Source organism: Amycolatopsis alkalitolerans, assembly GCF_006152065.1.
In the GTDB taxonomy this organism is placed as follows: domain Bacteria; phylum Actinomycetota; class Actinomycetes; order Mycobacteriales; family Pseudonocardiaceae; genus Amycolatopsis_E; species Amycolatopsis_E alkalitolerans.
The window spans coordinates 65950-82450 of the sequence record NZ_VDFW01000018.1 but is presented as its reverse complement, the minus strand read 5'-3'; the positions used below and the strand labels follow the sequence as shown (position 1 = coordinate 82450).

The window sequence follows — 16501 nt, the reverse complement described above, 5'->3', positions numbered from 1 at the left end:
CCTCAGACGGGTTCGGCATAGCGCTCGGCGGCGGCGTGCCGGAATGTCAGGCCGTGGCCGGGACGCGATGCGTCAGGGGTGACCTCGCCGCCGGTTGGATCGAGACATCCGTCGAACAGCGCGTTCTCGATGCGAACGTGGTCGTGGAACCATTCCAGATGCCGCACATTCGGGGTTGCGGCCGCGACAGCGGCGTGCAGGTGTGGGGCGCAGCGGCCGGACACGGTCAGCCCGAAACTCGCCGCGACGGCCGCGGCGCGGAACCACTCCGTGTAGCCGCCGCAACGGGTGGCGTCGATCTGCAGGCAGTCCACGGCACCGGCTTGGCACATGCGGCGGAAGTAAAAGATGTCGGTGCCGTACTCGCCCGCCGTCACCTCGGCGGTGACCGAGTCCCGGATTTCGCGCAGTCCGTCGATATCGTCGGAGCTGACCGGTTCCTCGAACCAGCGCACGTCCCACTCAGCCATCGCCCGGCCGACGCGCGCGGCCTGTTTTCGTTCGTAGCCACCGTTCGCGTCGACGTACAGCTCGACGTCCGGGCCGATCGCCTCGCGGGCCGCCGCGATACGGTCGAGGTCGCGGCGTTCCTCGCTGCCCCACGACTCGCCGATCTTGATCTTCACCCGGGGGATGCGCTGGTCGTGTGCCCATCCGCAAGCTGCTTCGTGAACTGATTGGCGTCGTAGGTGGTGAACCCGCCGCTGCCGTACACCGGCACGGCATCGTGCACGATGCCGAACAAGCTGGCCAGTGGCAGATCGAGCAGTTTCGCCTTGAGATCCCACAGTGCCACGTCAACGGCCGAGATCACATAACCGATGGCACCGGCCCTGGTCGCATTGCGGACCGCGGCGACCATCGCCGACCAGCAGCGGGGCACCGCCAGCGCGTCCCGGCCCACCACCACGCCGGCCAGCAGATCGCGCACGATGGCGGCACACGCCGCGGCACCGTAGGTCCATCCGACGCCCACCTTCCCACCCGCACGCGCGTGCACGACGACGATCGTGGTCTCCTGCCAAGCTGCGGTGCCGTCGGCCTCCGGGATCTCGGTGGGCAGCGTATAAGCGGCAGCCTCGACGGACTCGATCCCGATCACGTCCGCTGACTACCCGCTGCGTGCCGAGTCAACCATGTCGCCCGCGGACGTTTCGCCCCGGCGCAATGCCGGGTAACCGACGGTGGAACCACGAAAGGAGGCGGCGTATGCCTTCGGGCGAATACCCACCGACCACGAACGACGCGGGCATCCCGGTCGAAAGCGACGAACACTCGTTGACGCTCGGACCGGAGGGTCCCGTCCTGTTGCAAGACCATTACCTGATCGAGCAAATGGCCCAGTTCAACCGGGAACGGATCCCGGAACGCCAGCCGCATGCCAAGGGCAGCGGCGCGTTCGGGCGCTTCGAGGTCACCCAGGACGTCAGTGCGTACACGAAGGCGGCGGTGTTCCAGCCCGGCGTGACGACCGATGTTTTGGTGCGGTTTTCCACCGTGGCGGGTGAACGCGGCAGCCCGGATACTTGGCGTGACCCGCGCGGGTTCGCGGTGAAATTCTACACCACCGACGGCAACTACGACATGGTCGGCAACAACACGCCGGTGTTCTTCGTCAAGGATCCGTTGAAGTTCCAGCACTTCATCCGATCGCAGAAACGCCGCGCCGACAACAACTTGCGCGACCACGACATGCAGTGGGATTTCTGGACCCTGTCGCCGGAATCGGCACACCAGGTGACCTGGCTGATGGGCGACCGCGGCATCCCCCGCACCTGGCGGCACATGAACGGCTACAGCTCCCACACCTACCTGTGGATCAACGCGCGAGGCAAGAAGTTCTGGGTGAAGTACCATTTCAAGACCGACCAGGGCATGGAGTACTTCACGCAGCACGAGGCCGACCAGATGGCGGCCGTGGACACCGACTACCACACACGGGACCTGTTTGAGGCGATCGAGCGAGGCGATCATCCCAGTTGGACACTGTCCATGCAGATCATGCCGTTCGACGACGCAGAGCGCTACCGATTCAACCCGTTCGACTTGACGAAGGTGTGGCCGCACGCCGACTATCCCCTGGTCGAGGTCGGCCGGATGACCCTGGACCGCAATCCCGTCGACCACCACACGGAAATCGAGCAGGCGGCATTCGAACCGAACAACATGGTGCCCGGCATCGGGCCGAGCCCGGACCGGATGCTGCTGGCCCGCCTGTTCTCCTATGCCGACGCGCACCGTCACCGCCTCGGCGCGAACTACAAGCAACTGAAGGTGAACGCGCCACACGTGCCGGTGCACAGCTATAGCAAGGACGGCGCGATGCGGTACGAGCCGGTGTCGGACCCGGTGTACGCCCCGAACTCGAAGGCCGGACCGCGCGCCGACACCGAGCGGTCCGGCGAACCGGCCGGCTGGGCGGCCGCAGGCGAGATCGTGCGTTCACCGTACGTGTCCCACAAGGCGGACGACGACTGGAGCCAGCCGGGCACGCTCGTTCGTGACGTGCTGGACGACGCGGCCCGGGAGCGGCTCATCGACAACATCGTCGGTCACCTGCTCAACCAGGTCACCGAACCCGTGCTGCAACGGGCTTTCCACTACTGGCGCAACGTGGACACCGACCTCGGCAGGCAGGTCGAGGAAGGAGTGCGGGCCAAGCAGGGCGAACTCGACCCGAAGGCCGCCGAACAGGGTAACCCGGCCCGCCGCAGCATGCAGGCCAAAGCCTGACCGCTATCGGGGGCACGGTGTGGCCAGCCGCTGGGCGGTCTCCAGCAGCGACGCGTGTACGAAGGCCTGCGGCAGATTCCCGCGCAGCTGCCGTTGCAGGACATCGTATTCCTCGGCGAACAACCCCGGCGGGCCGCACGCGGCACGGTTGCGTTCGAACCAGCGGAACGCTTCAGTCGCCTTGCCTTGCTGCCACTGCGCGAGCGACATCGTGAAGCCGCACAACAGAAACGCGCCCTCCGCTTCGCCCAGCGGCCGACCGTCCTGGGCGAAGCGGTACACATACCCGTCCTCGGTGAGCTCGTCCTCGACCGCTTGGAGGGTGGTGAGCGTGCGCGGATCGGTGGCCGCCACGGCACCTCGCACCGGAGGCAGTAGCAGCGATGCGTCCACTCGGTCGTCGCCGGGGCTGCGCCGCCAGGCGCCGCCCGGACCAGTGCAGCGTGGGGCCGTCTCGGCAAGTATCGCGTCGGCGAGGGCGGTCAGTTCGGCGGCGCGAGGGCCGGGCAGCTGCGCGGCGTAGGCGCGCAGCCCGGCGACGCAAGCCAGGCGCGAATGCGTCCACCGCTTGTCATCCAGTTCCCAGATTCCGGAGTCCGGCTCGTGCCACCGATCGCCGATCATCCGCACGGCCAGTTCGGCGGCGCGGTGACCTTCGGCGTCCAGGTGATCGTGGGCGGCGGCCGTCGCGAACACTTGCAGGGCCTCGCCCGGGGTGTCGAGCTGGAACTGTGCGGTGGCGCGGTTCCCGGTGACGGCGGCGCCCCCGGGGTAGGCGGGTAGGCCCAGCGTTTCCGGTGCCGGCACAGCCGCGCCGGTCGCCCGATATGCGGGCGCGAGGTCGGGACCGTGCTCAAGGACACGTGCCGTGACGAACCGGACCGCGTCGTCGAACAGCGGATGCGGGTCGCCGACGGCGACCGCCTGGGCGGCATAACACTGGTCGCGCAGCCACACATACCGGTAGTCGTAGTTGCGTCCGGCCTCGGCCCGCTCGGGCAGGCCGAGGGTGGCCGCCGCGACCATGCCGCCACCGCGTGTGGTCAGCCCGCGCAGCACCGCATAGGCATGCCGCGCATCGCGTGGCGCGACGCTGCCGGCGAACGCCGGGACGGCCTCCGGCCAGGCGTGTTCGGTGCGGGTCCACGCCAGCTCCGCGTCGAGGAGATCGGGCAGTGGCCGATCACTGATCTCCAGCACGAAGTCGTGGTGCCGGCCGGCGGGTACGAAAAGCTCCCACCCGAGCGCGCTATTCTCGTCCGGCTTCGCCTCCGCGGCGCCGGACCACCGCACCCGGAGATCACCGGTACGGGCCAGCCAGCTGCCGTTTTGGTCGCGGCGGAGGTCGTGCATGGGCCGGGCGCCGTATCCGGCTCGGACATCCAGGCAGACCCGGAGCCGGACATCCTTCTCGACGGCCAGCACACGGCGGAGGATCACCGTGCGGTGCTCGTCACCGGGAAACGCCAGGGCGTCTCGGCATTCGACCGCCGTATGGTCGGTGATCCAGCGATTGCGCCAGATCAGGCTGCCGGGCTCGTAGTAGCCGCCCCATGCGAAGCGGTCGGTCGGCGTGATCGCGTAGACGCCATCGCCGTTTGCGAGACCGGCGAACACGGCGTCGTCGTCCCAGCCCGGCGCGCACAGCCACGCGAGATCGCCCTGCGGACCACACAGGGCCCCACGTTCCCCGTCGGCGATGAGCGCGTATTCGCGCAGTACATGCGGCGCGACCGTCACCTGGACCGTCCGGTGAGCAGCCCCGCCACAGCGCCAGCGAGCCGGCCAGCATTCCGGCACCGGCCAGCGCGCCGTGATGCCTGCTTGCCCACAGCTGCGCACTGCGCTCCCTTGCCTGGCGGTCGAACGCGCCGTGTGCGCCGAAGTCGTGTCCCTGCGGGGCGTCGTCGGCGGGCTTCCACAAGTTGGCCGGCTGGTCCTGGCTGCGCCGCTGATCGGTTTGCTGGGACGAGAAACCGGTTCTGGCAAGATATCGATCGAGCAGGCCGGGTGCGATCGCGTTGAGCGCCAGCGTACCCGCGGTGCTGACACCCACCCAGTACTCCCGACGGCGAGGATGATCGGCCGCGTACACGATCGCTCTCGCCGCCACCTCCGGCTGGTAGATCGGCGGGACCGGTTGCGCGCGCCGGGGCAGCCGCGACAGTACCCAGGAAAACTGCGGGGTGTTCACCGCCGGGAGTTGCACCATGGTCACCCGCACGTGACTGTCCTCGTGCAGCAGTTCGCACCGCAGCGACTCGTGCATGCCCTGGATCGCGTGCTTGGCCGCACAGTACGCCGACTGCAACGGGATGCCGCGGTACGACAAGGCCGAACCGACCTGCATGATGGTGCCGGCGTCGCGTGCCTTCATCCGGGCGAGCGCTGCCAGCGTGCCGTGCACGTACCCGAGATAGGTCACCTCGGTAACCCGCCGGAACTCTTCCGGCCGGATCTGGTCGAACGGCGCAAACACCGAGGTGAACGCGTCGTTCACCCACACGTCAATCGGGCCGAACTCCGCCTCGACCCGGCTCGCGGCCCGCTCGACCTGGCTGAAGTCGGCCATATCGGTGGGCAGCGCCAGCGCGTCGCCACCGGCCTCGCGAACGTCGTTAGCGGCTGCGCGCAGCCCCCGTTCACCGCGGGCCAGGAGCGCGACCCGCGCGCCACGTCTGGCGAACGCGCGCGCAGCGGCACGCCCGATACCGCCGCTGGCCCCGGTGACGACGACCACCTGACTCATCGACGTGTGGTCGCTCAATCGACCGAGAGCGCTTCCAGCAGGTCCCCGACCTTGGGGTCGGTGAGTGCCCGGGCCACGTCCGCCTGCGCGATGATCCCGACGAGATCGTGCCCATCGATCACCGGAACCCGCCGCACCTGGTGCTGCGCCATGGTGCGCAGGACTTCTTCGGCGTCGTCGTCCGCGCCGACGGTGACGGCCTCCCCCTGAGCGAGGTCACCGGCCTGGATCGCGCGCGGGTCCTTGCCCGCGGCGAGCACCTGCACCACGATATCGCGGTCGGTGATCATCCCTTTGAGACGGTCGTCCTCACCGCAGATCGGCAGCGCCCCGACCGCGAGGTCGGCCATCCGGCGAGCGGCATCGAGCACCGCCTCGCTGGACCGCACGCACTGGGGATCCTTGGTCATGAAGTCACGTGCCTTCGTCATCGCTCTCCTTTTGCGTCCTATGTGGATCCCAGATTCATTCGAGCGGGCCGTCGGCGTCTTCCACGGCCTGCTTGACCTCCTCGGCCACCTCCCGCCATTCCCGCTCCTCCCTCGGAGGCGTGTCCTCATCGGGACGGTGTGGACGCCGCTCCTCGTCGACCGTGGTCCGGTGCGGGTTCGCGAGATCGTTCGGATCTTCTGTACTCATAGCGAGAGACTGCCCACCGCGCCACGGCTCCAAACAGTGCGGGTTTTGTTCCGGCCCGTCCCGGGTACTAACCTTGCCGTGGAAGTCGGCGTATGGTGGGCGTTCCTCGTGGTGGTGTGGCTTGCCACGCTGAACTCCGTGTCAGTACAGGAGATCGTGACCGCGGCTGTACTTGCCGTGCCGTGCGCCGTGGTGGCCCGTACCGCCCGGCGGGCGGCCGGCTTGCGCTGGAGCATCCGCCTGACATGGATCCGGTGGTTGGTCATGCTGCCGGGTGCGGTCATTCATGACGCCTTGGCCGTGCTCGGGCTCGCGGCCCGTCGCCGGACGCACGAATGCCACGACGAGTTCCGCAGCATGACGCTGCCCCGGGAGCGGGGGGAGGTTGCGCGAGCCGGCCAGGAAGCGGCAACCGTGGCGGTGCTGTCCGCGACTCCGGGGTCGGTGGTGGTGGACATCGACCGTGACTCCGGCGAACTGCTCTTCCACAAGATGCCGATCGGTCGTACCCGGCTGGAACGGGAGTTGAGCCCATGACGGTCTGGCTGATCGCGGCCGGCGCGTTACTGCTGGGCGGCCTGCTGCCCGCGATGGTCGTGTCCTATCGGGACACCGCGGAACGCCGGGTGGTGGGGTTGGGCCTGGTGTCCGTCACAGCCACCCTGATGATGCTCGTGGTCTGCCAGGCGTTCGGCCAGAGCAGCTACCTGATCGTGCCGCTCACCCTGGCACTGCTGTCGTTCGTGGGCACACTGGTGTTCACCCGCCTGCTCGGCGCGTCCGATGAGTAGCGTCATCGCGGGCATCCTGCTGGGCACGGGGACGCTCGTGGCGGTGCTCGCCTCGCTTGCCGCTGTGCGGGCCCGGACCGCGTTTCGCCGCCTGCACTATCTGACCGTCCTGACCTCCGTCGCCAGCCCCCTGATCGGGGCCGCCGCGATCGTCGTCGACGGTTTCGGGCTCAGCGGCGCGAGTGTGCTCGCGATCGTCGTTCTTCTCGCCGTCACCGGCCCGATCCTCGGGGCCGCGACCGGCAGGCTCAACGCGCGCCGCGACGGGGTCATCGAGGTGGCGACACCGGAATGACAGTCCTGAGCTTTCTCATGCTGGGCCTCGTCGCGCTCGGCGGCACAGTGGTCGTCCTGACGTCCGATCCGAGGAGGCAGGCCGTCACGCTATCGGTGTACGGCGTGTTGCTCGGTGTCCTGTTCCTCATTCTGGCCGCGCCCGACGTCGCGCTGTCGCAGGTTGCGGTGGGCAGTGCGGTGGTACCGCTGATGGTCCTGCTCACCATCCGCAGTGTTCGGTCCACAAAGGACAAGAAGCAGTGAGCAGAAGGGCGCGGCTCGTGCTGTTCGGGATCGGCGCGACCGTCCTGGCAACCATGCTCGGGTACGCGTTGCACCTGGTGCCGCCGTTCGGCGGTGACTGGCATCCGTACCGGGACAGCGCGGTGGCCGCGGCGCTGTCCCGCCAGGCCCCCAACGTAGTCACCTCCGTCAACTTCGACCAGCGCGGCCTGGACACGTTCGCTGAAGAGGCGATCCTGCTCGCGTCCGTGATCGGTGCGGTCACCCTGTTGCGGCCGGCCGCAGACGAGCGAGCTCGCCGGCCGCCCGGTGCCGGGCATGTCCTGCAGAGCACCCGCCTGGCCGGTTACCTGCTCCTTCCGGTGAGCCTGCTGCTCGGCGCCGATATCGTCGTGCATGGTCACCTCACACCCGGCGGCGGTTTCCAGGGCGGTGTCGTGTTCGGCACGGGCCTGCACCTGATGTATCTGGCGGGCAGCTATCCCGCGCTGCGCCGCTTGCGCCCGTTGCACTGGTACGAATATGGCGAGGCCGTGGGCATGGGTGCCGTCGTTGCGCTGGGCGTGGCCGGCCTGGCCGCCGGTGCGGGCTTCCTGGCGAACGTGTTGCCGACGGGACAGTTCGGGCAGCTCGTCTCGGCCGGCACCGTGCCACTGTTCAGCATCGCGATCGGCATCGAGGTGGCATCCGGGGTGGTCGTACTGCTGGCGGGCTTCCTCGAACAGGATCTGGCCATCGCGACGAGACGGGGCCGCCGATGAGCACCTTCGCCTACGGGACCGGAATCTGGTTGGTGCTGGCCGGTGTGTTCGGCGTGGTCCGCAGCGGTAACCTGATCCACACCGTCGTCTGCGTCTCGGTCGCGCAGTCGGGCACCTACGTCGTGTTGCTGACGGTCGGCTACCAGCGTGGCGCGGTCGCGCCGATCTTCGGACCGAGCACCGCTGCGGGCACACCCGTCGTCGACCCCGTGGTGCAGGCGATGACGCTGACCGACATCGTCGTCTCCGCGACGGTGACCGCGTTGTTGCTCGCACTCGTGATCCAGGTGGCGAAGCGGCACGGCACGATCGTGCCCGACGAACTGCGGGCGCTCCGTGGCTGATCCCACCGCGCTGCTCCCGTTATGCCTGGTCGTGCCGGTCGCCGGCGCGTGCGTGCTGCTCGCACTGGGTGCGAGGTGCCCACGCTGGGTCACCGACGGCACCGCCGTGGCCGTGGCCGCCGGTGGGCTCGCGGTCTCGGCGTTGCTGCTGCACGCCACCTCGGGCGGCCGGGTCGTCACCTGGGCCGGCGGCTGGCAGCCCCGGCCGAACCTGACCGTCGGCATCGTGCTGGTCGCCGACCGCGGCGGCAGCGGCATCGCCGTGCTCATCTTCGCGCTGACCACCGTCGCGCTGCTGTTCGGATGGCGCTACTTCGACACCGCCCACGGCCATTACCACGCGCTCATGCTGCTGTTCGCCGCCGGTATGGCCGGCTTCGCGCTGACCGGCGACCTGTTCGACATGTTCGTGTTCTTCGAACTGATGGGCGCGGCGGCCTACGCGCTGGCGGGGTTCAAGATCGAGGATCCAGAGTCTGTCCAAGGTGGACTGACGTTCGGCGTCGTCAACTCGCTCGGTGCCTACCTCTGCCTGACCGGAATCGGCCTGCTGTATGCCCGCACGGGCCAGCTCGGTCTGCCACAGCTGGCCTTCGCCTTGTCCGCCCGGGGCAGCGATCCGCTGGTGCTCATGGCGTTCGTGCTGATCGGCACTGGCTGGCTGGTCAAGGCCGCCGCCGTACCGTTCCATTTCTGGCTGGCCGACGCGCACGCGGTCGCACCGGCCCCGGTATGCGTGCTGTTCTCGGGCGTCATGGCGCCGTTGGGGTGTTACGGGCTGGCCCGCCTGTACTGGGTGGTCTTCCGCGGCGTGCTCCCGGACACGGCCGTGCACCGCACCTTCCTCGTATTCGGCATCGTCACCGCCACGTTGGGTGGCCTGATGTGCTTCACCCAACGGCACATCAAGCGGCTGCTGGCGTATTCGACGATCGCCCACATCGGCCTGTTCCTGGTTGGCATCGCCGCGCTGAGCCCACTGGGGATCGCGGGTGTGGGCGTCGCCGTTGCCGCCCATGCGGCGGTGAAAGGTGCGCTGTTCCTGCTGACGGGGCTCTTGCTCAGCCGCTACCGCAGCGTAGATGAACTCGAACTCTACGGACGAGCCCGCGACCACAAGGTGGCCGGGTTCGCGTTCGCCGTCGGTGCGCTCGCGCTGGCCGGCCTGCCACCCTTCGGCACAGCGCTGGGCAAGGCGTTGATGGACGAGGCCGGTGATTCGCCCGCACTCACCGGGCTGACGCTCGTCGTGTCCGCACTGACCGGCGCCGCGGCGTTCCGGGTCGCGTTGCGGGTCTACTTCGGGGTGGGCCCCCCACCCTCCGACGAGCCCGCATCGGAGCTGACCACCGGCCGCGACGAGGAACCCGACACCCAGCCTCCTCCCTCGACACCGACAACCATGACCGTGGCCATCGCATTGTTGTTCGCAGGCGGGCTGGTCATCGGATTCGTCCCCGGAATCGGACCTGCCGCCGCCGCGTTCGTGAACCAGCACGCCTATACCGCGGACGCACTCGCGCAACCAACCCCGCCCGCGCCCGCCGCGCCTGAAACGACATGGACCGGAACCGGTGTCTTGCTGGGTCTGCTCACGACCGCGCTCGCCGTGCTCATCGCGTTGGCGGCCCTGCACACCCGGCGAGTCCCTGGGTGGTCGCGCACGACGCTGGCCGGCCTGCATCGATTGCATTCCGGTCACATCGGCGACTACGCCGCCTGGCTGGCGTTCGGAACCGCGGCCTTCGCCGGAATCCTCGCCCTCAGCGGAACTTAAAGATTTTTGGCTCTCCTGTCGTAGTAGCAGCGGCGGGTCAATCCACGTCGGAATGATCAGACGTCACGCTGTCGGACTTCTGCCGACTCATCGTCGATTCGACGATCAACGTGGCCAACGCGTTGACGGCCTGCTCGTACTGCTGGGCGGTCATCGGCATCGTCTCAATCCGTTCGATCACACAGTCCCGCCGACGGCGCTTGGCGCAGGAATCTTCAGTCACGGTGCCCATCATCAGCAGCCGCGACAGCATAGGCCGACATTGTCGAGTCACACGTCTGGTTGATACACACTCCCGAGCTCAAGCAGCGCTCTCAGACATCACAACCACGAGCGAACGAGATCAGCGACGGTGCAATCGGGCTGATCTTGCTTGAGATGAACGAACATGAACCAGCGCACCGGGACACACTTGCCTGTGTCGCGGGCGAACCCAAGTAAGTCAATCGTCACTTAGGGCTTCGGTTGGCCATCGCGTCAGGAAGGCACCGAGCGCATTGTCGATGAGCACGCCCTGTTCTGTGGGCTCCTGGCCTGGCCCGAGGTGCTCGGTGAAGGCGTCGGCGAGGACCTCAATCACCTCGTCCTGCTGGTCCAGGGTGGGCCTCTCCTGCACCTGCAGCGCGGACAGGAGCTCAGGGTCCCGTTCCGCGAGCAGGGCCGTGACCACGTCCCGGTACTCCGCAGGGAGGCTCTCGATCACGGTGCTCACTCCTGCCTCCAACCCGCTTTGGATCGTGCCCATGCGGTGACGACTTTTCCTTCTTGGTTGAGGTTTACCACGGCGTCCTTTCCCGTGAAGCGGTAGGCGCCGCCATACTGGTCGGGCCGGTACTTCGGTGGCTTGACCGGGTTGTCCACGGCGTCTTTTGCTGCGGCGTCGCTGACCCCGTGCCCGTCCCGCTCAGCCATTTGCTGCGCCCCATGCTCAGTCTGGCCGGTGATTTCTTTGGGTGGTGGGAACGGCGGTTCGGTCTCGCCGCCCCCGCCGCTGGTGCTGTTGGTCTGCATCGGCGACACGTGATCGTCGCCCATGGCATGCATGGCGAGCTGCGTCGCTCCGGCCGCCGCCGCCGTGGCGCCACCGGCGATGAGGGTGGCCGAGCCCGCTTGGAGCGCAACCCCCGGCGCGATACCAACACCGGTGGCGTCGAGCACGGTGCCTACGACTTCGCCGCCCGCCCCGGCGGCCATGCCGAGAAACCCCATCGCCGTGGTCGCCAGCTACCCAGGGTGGTTGACCATCGCGTTGCCGAACGACGCCAACCCGTTCACCAGGTGAGCGCCCGCGTCGGCGAGGAAGTTGCCCGCCTCATCGAGCCAACTCGACTGCTTCGGCGCCCCACTGGTGGCGTCCTGGATCGCCGCAGCAACGGCGTCACCGACTTCAGCCAGCTGACCGCGCGCCCGGTTGAGGGTGTCCTGGGCCGCTTGGCGGGTTGCGGTGCCGGGATCGGTGAACCGGGGCGCAGGCTGATTATTGGCCGCCGCCTGCGCCGTGGCCTAGTCGTGCTGGGCTTGGGCTTGTTGGGTTGCAGCCTGGCCCTGGTTCCACTGGGCGAGGTCGCCTCGACCGCTTGGGCCTGGGCCCAGCGCAGGGTACTCGCGTAGTAATCCAAGGCATCGGCGGCCGACAGCAGCGAATCCGCTGCGTCATACCATTTGCCCGGCTCATACGAAAACTTGTCATGGAACGCCCGAGCCGCCGGTCCCTGCCAGGCGCCGGTATCGATGGCCTTGAGTCCCTCAGCGGCACGGCCCGCCCGATCCGCACGGGCGTGCAGCACCCGCACGTTCTCCTCGATCGCGTCCGGCTTGCCCTTCACCAGCTCGGTGGGATCTTGGGTTTGGCCGAGTTCAGCCACCGCCGACCGCTCCCGTACCGGAGTCGGTCTTCAGGGTGCGGGCCGTCGCGCCGTCGATGGCCCGGTAGGCGCGGATCGCACGCGCCAGGGCATCCGCGATCGCTCCAGCGTCGTTGGTGAGCGTGTCGAGGCCGTCGCTCCACCGGACGCAGCAGTTCATCAGGGCGTCGTGCACCCCGGCGTGCCCGTACAGCTCGCTGTCACCGCACAGCCCGCGCAGCTCGAAATTGTGCTGGTCATCGACACTCTGGCGGATACCAGTAGCGGCCTCGTCGACCTTGTCAACATCGACACGAAACCCAGGCCCGTCCATAACGCTCCATCCGCTCGGTGACAGTGCAAGCCGCACCAGTGCGCGAAGCCCACCCCTGCAGGATCAACTTCAGGCCACCTTGGCTGCCGATACCAACCCTCCGCGTAGCGGCACCACCACGGTACGAAACCGAGGAGCCGGCCGATCCGAGACCCGCGACTACCACTCGAATGGACCAGCAGTATGAGCATCGGGGTTGCTGGCAGCCAGCCGAGCGCCTAGAGACGTCGCGCCGTGCTCATACGTTCCGTCGCACCAGCCACGACGCCAACATCAACCCGCCGAAGGAGCCAACCACCGTGTCGATCACGCCGCCCGCCAGCACACCGATCGCCGCCGACTATGTATCGCAGCACCAGCTCCTCGACCGCTGCGTCGTTGGCGACTGGCGCGAACAGTCGCTCGCCGACATGCGGCAATACTTCCGCGACGACGGTCCAGCCGAAGCGCTGTACAGCGGGCGAAGATTCGAGCGACTGGCCGGCGGCGGTGACACAGCCGCGGTCCGGGACGTGATAACGCCTGCCGACGTGCTGGCGTTGACCTTCTTGAGCATCACCGACCGGCTGCCCGCAGTCACGATCGACGTCACCGAGACCTATGCCGACCGGATCACCAAGCTGCTGACTCAGCTCCCCACCGACCTGGCGATGCACCAGGCGCCCTGGGAGCACTACGCCGCCGGATCACCGGCATTCGAGCTCTGGACGCTGCTCTGTCGCTGCGGCGGGAAACAGCGCTGGGTAATGGCCCACAAGCTATCGGCTCGCAAACGGCCGCACCTGCTGCCGGTCTACGACAACGAGGTCGCCACGTTGCTCCAGCGACCAAAGGACAGCTGGGCCTGCCTGTGGACCTGGCTCCACGACAACCCGAAACGACCGAAAGCCCTCAGCGAACTGCGCGACGAGGTGAGCGGGATCGCGGACATCAGCCTGCTGCGATGCCTGGACGTGGTGCTATGGATGCGGGCGACCCGATAGCGACAACCACGTCAGATTCCTCGCGCAGCCAACCCTCGCGTAGCGCTGTCCGCCGCGCCCAAGCCAGCTGGGCGCGATCGACAGCCGTCACTACCCGATGACCTGTGCAGCCCCGGGCGACAGGTGTCGAGGCACTTCGAAATCCGGCTGTGGAAAACCGCCGCGATGACGACGCGAAGAGACGACAGTGTTCGCATGAGCGCAAAACTCGAGCGTCTTCACAGGAAGACCCGAAACCGTTCATCTTCGCAGGTCACAGGTCATCTAGGGTCTTCCTGTGTACCCTTCTGGTGGACCTTGGGGGAGCTTATTACAACCCGAAAGACCAGGTCAAAGCCCTGGAAGAGCTCCGTGAGAAGCTTCCCAGCCTCGATGCACCCGAGCCGCCGTCGATCAAGCGGGACCGACCCGACCGGGCCCGGCAACTTGGCGCCGATCAAGTCGAGCAGCTGATCGCCGAGTACCGGTCCGGCGCGACGGTGTACGAACTCGGTGACCGGTTCGGCATCGAACGGCGAACGGTCAGCAGCATCCTCCACCGGCACGGCGTGCCGATGCGCCGCCGTGGCCTCTCCCCGGACCAGGTCGACGATGCCATCCACCTCTACAACCTCGGCTGGTCCCTGGCACGAGTCGGCGACCACCTGGGCGTCAACCACACCACCGTCCTGAACAAGCTGCGCGAACGCGGCATCCCCACCCGAGACACCCACGGACGTCCGCGCGCCGAAACAGGTGGTGCCCGATGACCCGTCGTGCAGCTATGCCGACTCGATCAGGTTCGGATGGGGCCCTCTGTCGTGCAGACCGTCACCGTGATCAGGGGGTCGGACTCACCTTTCCTCTTCGGCTTCGCCGAAAACCCAATGACGTCTCAATCTCGCGCTCCGGCTCGGCATACCTGCCTGGGTCGCTCCACTCATCGCACCCGCTGTCGACCTCTCGGTCCTCGGGCTCCTCCTCGGCCGTCGACACTCGACCCTCGCGTGGGCGACGCCAGTGCAACTATGGCCAGCCCGACGACTGCTGATCTTCGCAGAACGGTGACCCTCGCATTGGACGTGGCCGACCCACTCATAGCCGGTCAGTACGGCAAAGCTGCGTTCGATGTCGTCAGCCCACTGCTGCTGAAGGGCTGGGCCGAGGCCGGCCCGGAGCTACTGCGAGCCCAGCGCACTGCCAATCGGCCGACCGAAGCAACGCCTGACGACACGAAGCTGGCACAGGCCCTGTTCGCTGACGAACGACCGAGTATCGAAGGGTCAGTACCGGAAGCATCCGGGGACAACGCGGGCCCGGCAGCGCGCCGGCAAACGAGTACAGCGACCTCGCAGCGTCCGGAACGGTCGACCACACGCCGGTTCGGCAGGCGTGATCGATTGGCGCGTCAGCGAGCACGTCGAGCGCGTGACTGAGCACAGCAGCCCCGGAGACCTTCCAGCGCCAGCGCCCTTCCAGGATGCACGACGGTTCTGGCGCCTATGCCACGCTGAGGAGGAGGGTTGTCATGGGGGCACCGCTGGCCGCGCCAGAGTCGAGCGCGGCTGGCTCTTTGCCGACGACTGATAGCCCTGCCGCCGCGAACAGCGGGGAAAGGGCCGACGGTGTCCAGACGCGGTCGTTCATGTCCGACACGACGCAAGGGACCGGATCGCCTGGTGTCGACACTGCTTTCGGCACTGCTGCCGTGCGGTGCAGGAGCGCGGTGGTGGAGTCGAAACGCATCGACCAGATGATGAGGTGGTTGACGTCGTCGCGATCGGTGAAGGAGTCCACGACCACGCGACCATCGAGGTGGGTCATCGCCGACGGTGCGCCGTCGTCGAAGATGCTCACCGCGACGCGGCCTCCCAGGGAGAGAAGGGACCGGACGTGCGCGAGCAGGGTTACCACGACGTCTTCGTCGGTGAAGCCATTCAGAGTGCAGTCGGCGAGGAGCACCGCGTCGAACGTGACACCCGGATCGTAGGCGAGGAAGTCACCCGCCACGAATTCCACTCGATCAACCCCGGCCGCGTCGGCCCGGGCACGGGCGCGTTGCAACGCGGGTTCGGAGGTGTCGATCCCGACCAGGCTGGCGGCTTTAGTGTTGGTCGCCAAGTGGACCAATGCACGCCCCATCCCGCAGCCAACCTCAAGTACCCGAGCGCCGTCGCCGATCGCCAGGGCGAGGCCGGCGAGGTCCCACTCGGTCTCGCCAGTCCGGCGCTCGACGTCGCGTTCGTAGTCGTCGAACAGCGGTGAGTCGAAGTAGTACGGCTCGACCGTGGCGGCGACACCGGGCAAGCGGAGCAGACGGTCCAGCGGCGGGACGGGGGCTGCCGCCGGTGCCCCGGCACGGTTGTAGTCGGATCTGACGGTCACGAGCCCGTGTCCTCCTTGATGCGCAAGGGAAGTTCGGCCATCCACAGCACCCTGGTGCGGGTCTGCCCCGCGGCGACGGTGATCTCGGCGCGGGACAACTCTTCGAAACCCAGACGTTCCAGCCACCTCACCGCCTCGGTGTTCTCGGCGACGTGGCAGTCGACCCGCAGCCGCCCGATGCCCCGCCCAGCCAGCTCCGCACTCAGCCCGAGCAGAATGCCGGTGCCAAGCCCTCGACCGCGCGACTCGGGTTCCACGACCACCATTCCCAGAACGGCGGTCCCGTGTTCCGGGTACTGCTCCAGCAGGTCCACGGCAGCAACCATTCGATCGCCGGAATAACACCCCAACAGGTGCTTGCACTCCTCAGGAACGTACTGTAGCCCTTCCAGGAATTGACTCTGCGCATCCGCCGAACCCGTGGGAATTCCGAAGCTCAAGCGGGAGTAGTCGTCGCACCTTTCCAGCAGATCCTGCAACGCGGGCCCGTCGTCGGACTCCAGCGGACGAACCTGTTGACTGCCCGACAACATCACGTTCAGTGACACCATTCCCCCTGGGCGCCGTGGGCGCAGTTCGTTTCTTCTCTACCTCGATAAGACGCTTGATGGCGGCCAGCTTATCAGGTAGCGTCAATCGCACTGGGGCATGTTCGGGGGATTC

At 67.6% G+C, this 16501-nt stretch carries 21 protein-coding genes and 3 pseudogenes; 10 read left to right on the top strand and 14 right to left on the bottom strand.

Annotation, left to right across the window (positions count from 1 at the left end):
* Positions 1–2 precede the first annotated feature (2 nt).
* Both FG385_RS34945 and FG385_RS34940 read right to left on the bottom strand, forming a co-directional pair.
* The gene (locus FG385_RS34945) at positions 3–626 is read right to left on the bottom strand and encodes an enolase C-terminal domain-like protein (RefSeq protein ID WP_235022689.1); all 624 of its coding nucleotides are present in this window, start codon (positions 624–626) and stop codon (positions 3–5) included.
* Positions 623–1102: an enolase-like domain-containing protein gene (locus FG385_RS34940; protein WP_235022688.1), complete on the bottom strand. Its 480-nt coding sequence runs from the start codon at positions 1100–1102 to the stop codon at positions 623–625. The genes FG385_RS34945 and FG385_RS34940 overlap by 4 nt, the downstream gene beginning before the upstream one ends.
* A gap of 107 nt (positions 1103–1209) precedes the next feature.
* Between FG385_RS34940 and FG385_RS20565 the strand changes: the two genes are divergently transcribed.
* Positions 1210–2733 (top strand): catalase, encoded by a 1524-nt coding sequence (locus FG385_RS20565; protein ID WP_139098397.1) that lies wholly within the window; start codon positions 1210–1212, stop codon positions 2731–2733.
* 3 nt (positions 2734–2736) lie between these two features.
* Here FG385_RS20565 and FG385_RS34935 read toward each other — a convergent pair whose 3' ends face one another.
* The 4 genes and pseudogenes from FG385_RS34935 to FG385_RS34010 all read right to left on the bottom strand — a co-directional run bounded on the left by FG385_RS34935 (position 2737) and on the right by FG385_RS34010 (position 6121).
* The gene (locus FG385_RS34935) at positions 2737–4473 is read right to left on the bottom strand and encodes a glycoside hydrolase family 15 protein (protein WP_235022687.1); all 1737 of its coding nucleotides are present in this window, start codon (positions 4471–4473) and stop codon (positions 2737–2739) included.
* A gap of 43 nt (positions 4474–4516) precedes the next feature.
* A pseudogene (locus tag FG385_RS20555) lies at positions 4517–5482 on the bottom strand (SDR family oxidoreductase); the annotation flags it as partial.
* A 14-nt stretch (positions 5483–5496) separates the two neighbouring features.
* The gene (locus FG385_RS20550) at positions 5497–5913 is read right to left on the bottom strand and encodes a CBS domain-containing protein (RefSeq protein WP_139098394.1); all 417 of its coding nucleotides are present in this window, start codon (positions 5911–5913) and stop codon (positions 5497–5499) included.
* A gap of 34 nt (positions 5914–5947) precedes the next feature.
* Positions 5948–6121, bottom strand: a complete 174-nt coding sequence (locus FG385_RS34010; protein WP_160148856.1) for a hypothetical protein — start codon at positions 6119–6121, stop codon at positions 5948–5950.
* Between the two features lie 78 nt (positions 6122–6199).
* Between FG385_RS34010 and FG385_RS34005 the strand changes: the two genes are divergently transcribed.
* The 7 genes from FG385_RS34005 to FG385_RS20515 are packed head-to-tail and all read left to right on the top strand — an operon-like array spanning position 6200 to position 10313.
* Positions 6200–6658 (top strand): Na+/H+ antiporter subunit E, encoded by a 459-nt coding sequence (locus FG385_RS34005; RefSeq protein ID WP_160148855.1) that lies wholly within the window; start codon positions 6200–6202, stop codon positions 6656–6658.
* On the top strand, positions 6655–6912 hold the full coding sequence (locus tag FG385_RS20540; protein WP_139098392.1) for a monovalent cation/H+ antiporter complex subunit F: 258 nt from the start codon (positions 6655–6657) through the stop codon (positions 6910–6912). Before FG385_RS34005 ends, FG385_RS20540 begins: the two co-directional genes overlap by 4 nt.
* Positions 6905–7207, top strand: coding sequence for a monovalent cation/H(+) antiporter subunit G (locus FG385_RS20535; RefSeq protein WP_139098391.1), 303 nt, complete (start codon positions 6905–6907; stop codon positions 7205–7207). The genes FG385_RS20540 and FG385_RS20535 overlap by 8 nt, the downstream gene beginning before the upstream one ends.
* Positions 7204–7452 carry a Na(+)/H(+) antiporter subunit B gene (locus FG385_RS20530; protein ID WP_139098390.1) on the top strand — a complete coding sequence of 83 codons (249 nt, stop codon included), beginning with the start codon at positions 7204–7206 and terminating at the stop codon, positions 7450–7452. Before FG385_RS20535 ends, FG385_RS20530 begins: the two co-directional genes overlap by 4 nt.
* A complete protein-coding gene (locus tag FG385_RS20525) occupies positions 7449–8192 on the top strand; it encodes an MnhB domain-containing protein (RefSeq protein WP_200834570.1) in 744 nt (247 codons plus the stop codon). Before FG385_RS20530 ends, FG385_RS20525 begins: the two co-directional genes overlap by 4 nt.
* Positions 8189–8536 carry a sodium:proton antiporter gene (locus FG385_RS20520; RefSeq protein WP_139098389.1) on the top strand — a complete coding sequence of 116 codons (348 nt, stop codon included), beginning with the start codon at positions 8189–8191 and terminating at the stop codon, positions 8534–8536. Before FG385_RS20525 ends, FG385_RS20520 begins: the two co-directional genes overlap by 4 nt.
* Complete coding sequence (locus tag FG385_RS20515; RefSeq protein WP_235022686.1) at positions 8529–10313, top strand: complex I subunit 5 family protein; 1785 nt, start codon at positions 8529–8531, stop codon at positions 10311–10313. The genes FG385_RS20520 and FG385_RS20515 overlap by 8 nt, the downstream gene beginning before the upstream one ends.
* A gap of 37 nt (positions 10314–10350) precedes the next feature.
* Here FG385_RS20515 and FG385_RS20510 read toward each other — a convergent pair whose 3' ends face one another.
* From FG385_RS20510 to FG385_RS20490, 6 genes and pseudogenes are all read right to left on the bottom strand, one after another.
* The gene (locus FG385_RS20510) at positions 10351–10566 is read right to left on the bottom strand and encodes a hypothetical protein (RefSeq protein WP_139098388.1); all 216 of its coding nucleotides are present in this window, start codon (positions 10564–10566) and stop codon (positions 10351–10353) included.
* Between the two features lie 189 nt (positions 10567–10755).
* A complete protein-coding gene (locus FG385_RS20505; RefSeq protein WP_139098387.1) occupies positions 10756–11025 on the bottom strand; it encodes a hypothetical protein in 270 nt (89 codons plus the stop codon).
* Positions 11022–11507: a hypothetical protein gene (locus FG385_RS20500; RefSeq protein WP_139098386.1), complete on the bottom strand. Its 486-nt coding sequence runs from the start codon at positions 11505–11507 to the stop codon at positions 11022–11024. The genes FG385_RS20505 and FG385_RS20500 overlap by 4 nt, the downstream gene beginning before the upstream one ends.
* 30 nt (positions 11508–11537) lie before the next feature.
* Positions 11538–11744 (bottom strand): annotated as a pseudogene (locus tag FG385_RS35660) (putative T7SS-secreted protein); the annotation flags it as partial.
* Between the two features lie 191 nt (positions 11745–11935).
* A pseudogene (locus tag FG385_RS35655) lies at positions 11936–12139 on the bottom strand (putative T7SS-secreted protein); the annotation flags it as partial.
* Between the two features lie 31 nt (positions 12140–12170).
* A complete protein-coding gene (locus FG385_RS20490; RefSeq protein WP_139098384.1) occupies positions 12171–12491 on the bottom strand; it encodes a hypothetical protein in 321 nt (106 codons plus the stop codon).
* 170 nt (positions 12492–12661) lie between these two features.
* On the opposite strand from FG385_RS20490, the gene FG385_RS20485 reads away from it, so the two are divergent.
* Both FG385_RS20485 and FG385_RS20480 read left to right on the top strand, forming a co-directional pair.
* Positions 12662–13474: a DUF6308 family protein gene (locus FG385_RS20485; RefSeq protein WP_139098383.1), complete on the top strand. Its 813-nt coding sequence runs from the start codon at positions 12662–12664 to the stop codon at positions 13472–13474.
* Between the two features lie 149 nt (positions 13475–13623).
* Positions 13624–14223 (top strand): hypothetical protein, encoded by a 600-nt coding sequence (locus FG385_RS20480; RefSeq protein ID WP_235022685.1) that lies wholly within the window; start codon positions 13624–13626, stop codon positions 14221–14223.
* A gap of 730 nt (positions 14224–14953) precedes the next feature.
* Here the strand turns inward: FG385_RS20480 and FG385_RS20470 are convergent.
* Both FG385_RS20470 and FG385_RS20465 read right to left on the bottom strand, forming a co-directional pair.
* On the bottom strand, positions 14954–15838 hold the full coding sequence (locus FG385_RS20470; protein WP_160148854.1) for an SAM-dependent methyltransferase: 885 nt from the start codon (positions 15836–15838) through the stop codon (positions 14954–14956).
* Positions 15835–16386 carry a GNAT family N-acetyltransferase gene (locus tag FG385_RS20465; protein ID WP_160148853.1) on the bottom strand — a complete coding sequence of 184 codons (552 nt, stop codon included), beginning with the start codon at positions 16384–16386 and terminating at the stop codon, positions 15835–15837. Before FG385_RS20465 ends, FG385_RS20470 begins: the two co-directional genes overlap by 4 nt.
* Between the last annotated feature and the right edge of the window lie 115 nt (positions 16387–16501).